The 6,331-nt window shown below is 36.4% G+C and carries 9 protein-coding genes and 1 pseudogene; 3 read left to right on the forward strand and 7 right to left on the reverse strand.

Going from position 1 to position 6,331, the window contains the following annotated elements:
- From CXF74_RS20245 to CXF74_RS20260, 5 genes and pseudogenes are all read right to left on the reverse strand, one after another.
- Positions 1 to 195, reverse strand: a pseudogene (locus CXF74_RS20245) (transposase); the annotation flags it as partial.
- Positions 196 to 337: 142 nt separating this feature from the next.
- Positions 338 to 505, reverse strand: coding sequence for a hypothetical protein (locus CXF74_RS22275; RefSeq protein ID WP_198552937.1), 168 nt, complete (start codon positions 503 to 505; stop codon positions 338 to 340).
- A 92-nt stretch (positions 506 to 597) separates the two neighbouring features.
- Complete coding sequence (locus tag CXF74_RS20250; protein WP_101084336.1) at positions 598 to 1,128, reverse strand: phage regulatory CII family protein; 531 nt, start codon at positions 1,126 to 1,128, stop codon at positions 598 to 600.
- A gap of 32 nt (positions 1,129 to 1,160) precedes the next feature.
- The gene (locus CXF74_RS20255) at positions 1,161 to 1,370 is read right to left on the reverse strand and encodes a hypothetical protein (protein ID WP_101084337.1); all 210 of its coding nucleotides are present in this window, start codon (positions 1,368 to 1,370) and stop codon (positions 1,161 to 1,163) included.
- A 43-nt stretch (positions 1,371 to 1,413) separates the two neighbouring features.
- The gene (locus CXF74_RS20260) at positions 1,414 to 1,623 is read right to left on the reverse strand and encodes a Cro/CI family transcriptional regulator (protein ID WP_101084338.1); all 210 of its coding nucleotides are present in this window, start codon (positions 1,621 to 1,623) and stop codon (positions 1,414 to 1,416) included.
- A 133-nt stretch (positions 1,624 to 1,756) separates the two neighbouring features.
- Here CXF74_RS20260 and CXF74_RS20265 point away from each other — a divergent pair, with 133 nt between their 5' ends.
- From CXF74_RS20265 to CXF74_RS20275, 3 genes are all read left to right on the forward strand, one after another.
- Complete coding sequence (locus CXF74_RS20265) at positions 1,757 to 2,392, forward strand: LexA family protein (RefSeq protein ID WP_101084339.1); 636 nt, start codon at positions 1,757 to 1,759, stop codon at positions 2,390 to 2,392.
- Positions 2,393 to 2,475: 83 nt separating this feature from the next.
- A complete protein-coding gene (locus CXF74_RS20270) occupies positions 2,476 to 3,651 on the forward strand; it encodes a DUF262 domain-containing protein (RefSeq protein WP_101084340.1) in 1,176 nt (391 codons plus the stop codon).
- Entirely contained in the window at positions 3,644 to 4,312 is a 669-nt protein-coding gene (locus tag CXF74_RS20275) for an MAE_28990/MAE_18760 family HEPN-like nuclease (protein ID WP_101084341.1), read from the forward strand. Before CXF74_RS20270 ends, CXF74_RS20275 begins: the two co-directional genes overlap by 8 nt.
- A gap of 11 nt (positions 4,313 to 4,323) precedes the next feature.
- Here the strand turns inward: CXF74_RS20275 and CXF74_RS20280 are convergent, their stop codons facing one another.
- Both CXF74_RS20280 and CXF74_RS20285 read right to left on the reverse strand, forming a co-directional pair.
- Positions 4,324 to 5,439 carry a DNA cytosine methyltransferase gene (locus CXF74_RS20280; RefSeq protein WP_101084342.1) on the reverse strand — a complete coding sequence of 372 codons (1,116 nt, stop codon included), beginning with the start codon at positions 5,437 to 5,439 and terminating at the stop codon, positions 4,324 to 4,326.
- Positions 5,440 to 5,703: 264 nt separating this feature from the next.
- Entirely contained in the window at positions 5,704 to 6,165 is a 462-nt protein-coding gene (locus tag CXF74_RS20285; RefSeq protein ID WP_101084343.1) for a hypothetical protein, read from the reverse strand.
- Positions 6,166 to 6,331: the final 166 nt, after the last annotated feature.

Below are 6,331 nucleotides of genomic sequence, written 5' to 3' on the forward strand. Positions count from 1 at the left end.
ATAAGCACACACTTCAATTGAAAAAATATGCGTTAAGAATCGGATTCGATCTATCATCCACTGTCGACGGTGCTCAAAGCTTTGTCCTGAATATTTATCATCTCCACACAAAAAGGCACGACGTACACAGCGGGATATACAATGGTAATAAGGGGTATCGGTAAGTGAAATTAGCGTGTCGCGGGATTGTGTCATAAAACCTCCAAGGAAACCTATCCTGTTTATTTAACCATAGGTTGCTTTTGAAGCTCAGTCAAAAAGATGCGGGTGTCCTAGATCGTTTTGAAGCTCAGTCAAAAAGATGCGGGTGTCCTAGATCGTTTTCGTATTAAATGATTTATTTTGCATGATGAGCCCCTTTTAACAGTGCACTTTTCAGCGCAGGTAACAGTGATGCCGAGACTGCATTAGCAAACGCAACGCGCTTAGTAATAGATAACGCCATGATTGAGATGAAAGGTGCAGTTGCACCCAGTTTTAAAGCTGTGCTATATTCGTTGGACATAATTAACTCCGCGTTAGTTTGTAAGTGGTAATCAGGTTTGCAGACTTGGTTATCACGCTTTTCTTACCTCTTCTTTATTGTTAACACTCTCATTACATCAATCCTGGCGCGCCATTCTGAACAACAAAGTCCACACCCATTGATAAAAACGGGGTTGCACCGCCCGACCGATTCTCCAAGTCATTTGCCAATAACACTAAGTTCGCAATGCCTGCATTACATACATCTAATAACGCTTGTGCTTTACGGCGAGGTAAACGAATTTCGCCACCGTTTTCTAATGTCTGCTCAGCCAGCTTTCCGCTCAAAACACTATTTTGTAATGCACGTTTAACTAACGTTTCAGGCTTTCCATCACGGCTAACATTCACCGCCACCATATCCAGTGACAACAACATGCTGTTTACTAATGTGTAATCACCTGATGCTTTCGTAATCAGGCCCAGTTCAAAGGCTGAAAGTTTGTGACTCTGGCTAGGATTTAACTTATCACCCAATTTTTTTACGCCAGTAAAACGACTCACCAGTGCGAGGTTTTTCGATGCCGAAAATGCATGACACGCTTCATCGTAATTTTTTTGGGCGTTCTCACCGAAACCACCCGTTTTATTCAGACATTCCATTGCGCATACTCCCTACTAAGAAATCGAACAAGTTAGTTCCAACGCTTATCTGCATTAGCTTCTGCACAGCGTTGTGTGAGTTGCACCATGTTGATGTAACGCGTGCCACGCACTTCGTGCTGGATAAAAGGCAAGTGCCCCTTTTCCATTTGTTTACGAACAGAATCAATGGATATACCAGTACGAGAGGCATATTCAGAAAGGCTAAGCAAAGGTGTATCAAGGGATAACGTCATATTCATAATGAGTCCTTATTACTTTGTTGAGAGGGTTTATTAGTGCAACTCACTGGCTGACACTATGAGTTTGTACTGATTGCTGATTAACGGGTGTGAAGTCAGCTTTTAGTTCGCCGTTCGTTATGCGTTCTATTTCAAAAGCGCGACGCTGTGGGATTTCTTCACCCCATTGAGTTACTGACATTCTTGTAACCCCAACAGCCTGTGCTAACTTACTTACGGTTTTAAAATATTTAATTGCATCAGCCTTTTTCATTTCTTTTTCTTTGTTAGTGCAAAGTAAACTTTCTCTGCAGTATAAGGAGAAAGCTGACAATGAAAGTAAACTTTCCCACAAAAAGGCAAAAAGAAAACAAAACTTTCCATTGAGAGTGTTAAGATATCTTTACATGATTAATAAAAATTTTTCCGATAGAAGAAAAGACTTAGGGCTTACTCAAGCAGAAACAGCTAAGGCAGTAGGTGTTAGCAGAGTTTCAATTAGCCAATGGGAAAAAGGTATTACCTCTCCAAAAGGTAAAAACCTCCATGCTTTAGCAAAAGTCTTAAATTGTGACCCAGATTGGCTTTTAAATGGTCAAGGACCATTTGCACCTAAAACAACTGAAGTTAGTAATGTTGTAGCAGGACCTGAATTGCATGGTTTATATCCGGTTATCTCTTGGGTTCAAGCGGGTGACTGGTCTGGTATTCACGAAATTAATGCCGCAGATGCGATTCATTACCCCTGCCCCGTAAAATGCAGTGACAAAACCTTCTTATTAAAAATTCAGGGCATGAGTATGAGCCCTAAATTTAATGAAGGTGATCTCATATTTGTTGACCCTGCAGTAGAGCCAACGAACGGAAAATATGTGGTTGCTAGATTAGATGATGAAAACGAAGCCACATTTAAGCAGCTTATTATTGAAGGTGGTCATAAGTTTTTAAAAGCAGCCAACCCCGCATGGCCAACACAAATTCAACCGATTAACGGTAATTTCACCATTGTCGGTGTGGTGATTTTTGTGGGTAGAGAGTTGTAATGAATAAAGAATTTTAGAACCGTCCAATGAGGCGGTTTTTTCGTTTTTAAATATCGATAAGTAATTTATCTTTTGGAGAATAAATGAATATTACTGAATTAAATAAACAGCTATCTAAATGTAAAACTGATCAAGAGAAAATCACGATCAAAGCAAAAATAAAATCATTGGTTAATGAAGCTGAGACACGTATCCGTATAAAGAGTAATGAATTTCAATATCAAGTTAGGGAATGGTCTATCGAACTAATATTAATGAAGTTTATAAGCATTGATAATCAAGATGAGAATGAGTTATTTATTCCTGATTATCAAAGACAATATAAATGGGACCAAAAAAAGTCTTCTCGCTTTATTGAATCTATTTTACTTGGTTACCCTATCCCATATTTATACATTGGTGAAACCGATGCATCGGAAGAAGATGACTCTCTTGATGGTGATTACGCTCTTGAGGTTATTGATGGCTCTCAACGACTAAGAGCTCTTTATTACTTTTTCCACAATGAAGTATCGCTTAAACACTTAAAAGAAATAACTGAATTAGATGGTTTTTATTTCAGAGACTTGCCATCTGGTCGTCGTAGACGCTTTCTCCGTGAAACAATGCGCTTGGTTGAAATAAAAGGGCAAGTTACTGAAGACCATCGAAGAGATTTATTTGAAAGAATGAACTCAGGCTCTAAAGCATTAGAGTCAATGGAGATTCGCCATGGTGGTCAAGATGCTAAAAGTTCATTCTACAAGGATGTGATATTACCTTGTTCTCTTGACCCGATATTTGCTGAGCTAGCACCACTTTCAGCCAAGAAACGATTGAATGCAGATCACCGCGAATTTGTTTTACGTTTCTTTGCTTATGCCAATAATATGGAAAATTATAAAGGTAAGGTCAAAGAGTTTTTAGATGAGTATTTACACAATGAAGCATCACGACTAGATGAATGTCCTGTCGATCAATATATATCAGAATTTAATAAGGCTATGCTGTTCATTAAAAAACATATCCCTATGGGTTTTAGAAAAACAGATACAAGTAAAACGACACCAAGAGCACGATATGAAGCATTAGCGATTGGCACAGCATTAGCGTTAAGAGAGTCTGAAGATTTAGAACCCGCATCTGACATTTCAGATTGGCTATTTGAAGATAAATTCCAAGAAATAGTTGGCGCAGATAGTGCTAACAACGAAAATCAGCTTAAACGCAGAATCAACTATGTTAAAAGCATGCTGTTAAATGGTGAAGATTATGAGTAGTGGGCTTCAAGAGGATCTTGATGCCAGACAAGATGATTTAGATTTAATCATTAAGCTAACCAGCTTCCTTTCAAAGCAAGTTAACTCTTCTATTAAAGGCTCTAATGATGTAGAGCTTCAAATTAATGATGAATTATTAGACATCTTAAAATCAGTTATTCATATGATGAATTACAATCAAGTAGAGTCTACACTCACGCTCGGTATGGAGAAGCTCTACGATGATTTCTCGGATAATGAAGTTGGCTATAGTCAATTAAAACCATCTATTCAAAGAAAAGTACTTTCTGCCGTACATAAAAATGATACAAATATTTATAAGGCTGTTACAAATAACTTAGACTTAAATGTCGCAGACGCATCTCTCGATCTTACAAAGTTGTTTAACGGAAATGTCACTCTCAGCACTTTTGATGACATTAAACAAAGCTATGACATACGAGTGAATGGGCCTAGAAGAGATGAACTAGAAGAAGACTTCAACACATTAAAGAAAACACGGAACGATTTATCTCATGGGAATAAATCGTATTCTGAACTTGGAAGACAAAATAGTTTAAAAAACTTCTTAGAAGTTAGCTCAAGCGTTAGCTCATACATGCAGCACACAGTTACTGCATTTGACACTTATATAAATAATAAAAAATATCTCGTTGATTAACTATAGGCGAACTAATTTTTTTGAGATAGATACAAATCAATTAGCATCGCACTAATCTTAGGGGGGACGGCATTTGCAATCATCAAGTGCAAGTTCCCTCTTGTTTTATATTCTGTAAAACTAAAAAAATCAGGAAAGCCTTGAATACGCGCAGCTTCATGTGGTGTTAATGTTCTACGTCTTAATGGGTGAATAAATCGCCCCTGCCCCATTGTGCTGAAGCCACGAGTGATCGTTGTTGATGGTTTATCCCATCTTAAGCGACCATAAGATGTTTTATAAGTATGCAGTTTATTTTTATGACAATCAGGTCGCATTTCATTCGGTAAATCATACACATCATTATCAAATAGATAATCAATTCTCTCAGTATGCTTGGTTTTTGAAGGAGTATCGAAAGTGTTTTTTGAATTTTCACAATTATCAATAATGTCTGCGATTACATCGGAAAGTACTGCTTTTTCCTCATAAGCGACTAATGAAAGATCTAACTGTTTAAGACTAGCTACCTGAATATGACGCACACGTTTTTGTGCAATGCCATATTCAGCAGTTTTTACCACTAAGTTTTCAACCGTGTAACCAATGCCTTCTAAAAAGTTTGCACTTTCAGTGAGTACGTTACCTTCATCATGTTTAATGTTTAATACATTTTCAATGATTACAAACTGTGGCTTACACAGCTCAACAAAGCGGATTACTTTTAAATAAAGTTTATTTCGAGGGTCTTTAGAGCGAGTATGATTATTAAGGCGTGAATGGCCTTGGCAAGGAGGCCCAGCTAAAAGCACGTCAATGTTTGTATTTTCAGACTGTAATTTCAGTTCTGCTTCCGATAATTCATCACCAGGGTAATTTGTAATTAACTCTTCGATATCGCCATTGAATAATGTAGATAAACTATGAGAGAAATTTTTTTCATAAGTACTTGCAGCTTGTGGGTTTAGCTCGACAGCTAATTTTATATCACTTGATAACTGATGTTTTTTAGCGGCTTCAATCGCACCCAGCGTTAAACCACCACACCCAGAGAAGAGATCCACAATGTTAAGTGTCTTAGTAAATTGGTTATAATCAGGTATCACTTTTTCAGTTAACCATTCATTACTGCAAATTTCGCTCTTCATTTAATCTTTCTCGTCTTTTCAAATATATTATGGTTGGTCTTTTTTATGTCGACAACAGTAATAAATGTATCGTTAAAAATTTTGAAAAGCATCATAGCAAAATAGTTCGATTTTATCGATTAGTTTTCTAACAAATTTATGTATATATGTAGAAAAAATTATTATTCAATAATAAATTCGGCCTTGACGATCTATTTACGATCCCAATTCCTGAATAAACCAAGCCAGATATTAGCTCTTATATTTGAAGTCTTGTTAATTCTTTTACTTATTACTTTTTTTATGTGCATTCTTACTAATTGCATCTTTTATATATTCAAGCATGTCAAACGTTTCCAACCAAAGATCTAACTCATGATTTTTAATTTTACCTTTAACATACTCAGAAATTGCAATAGTTTCAGTTGAAATTGTCTGACTCGTAGAGTAACTAATCTCAGTTAAAAGCGACAATGCTTTAGGGAAAACTAAAAAATTAGTATTGATGAAGCTAGAAACTTCTTCTGTATTATTAAACCATTCTAAATGCGAATGGCTTGAGTTCAATAGAGGATGAATTTTTTTATCTGTATGGAATTTCCCATAATGTACACCAAGCAATTCGAGCTCATCAGCGGATCCTGTTTGATGTGATCTAATTCTATTAAATAGTGAATGTACATTTGATTCACCAATTTTGATTTTGTCTAAATTTACACTGCGTACTGCATATATTATTTTATTCAATTGATGCTCACATTTGTTATAGATAGGAACTACGGAAGAAAGCTAACGAGACGGTAGAATGTCTCCTTTTTTAGATCCCCCGCCTTTCTCGGGCTTTTATAATCTAATCGGGGACATCCATAACTTGAATCAGATAAAATCAATATATTAAGTTATTATAGTTTAC

Source organism: Psychromonas sp. Urea-02u-13, from assembly GCF_002835995.1.
Taxonomy (GTDB): domain Bacteria; phylum Pseudomonadota; class Gammaproteobacteria; order Enterobacterales; family Psychromonadaceae; genus Psychromonas.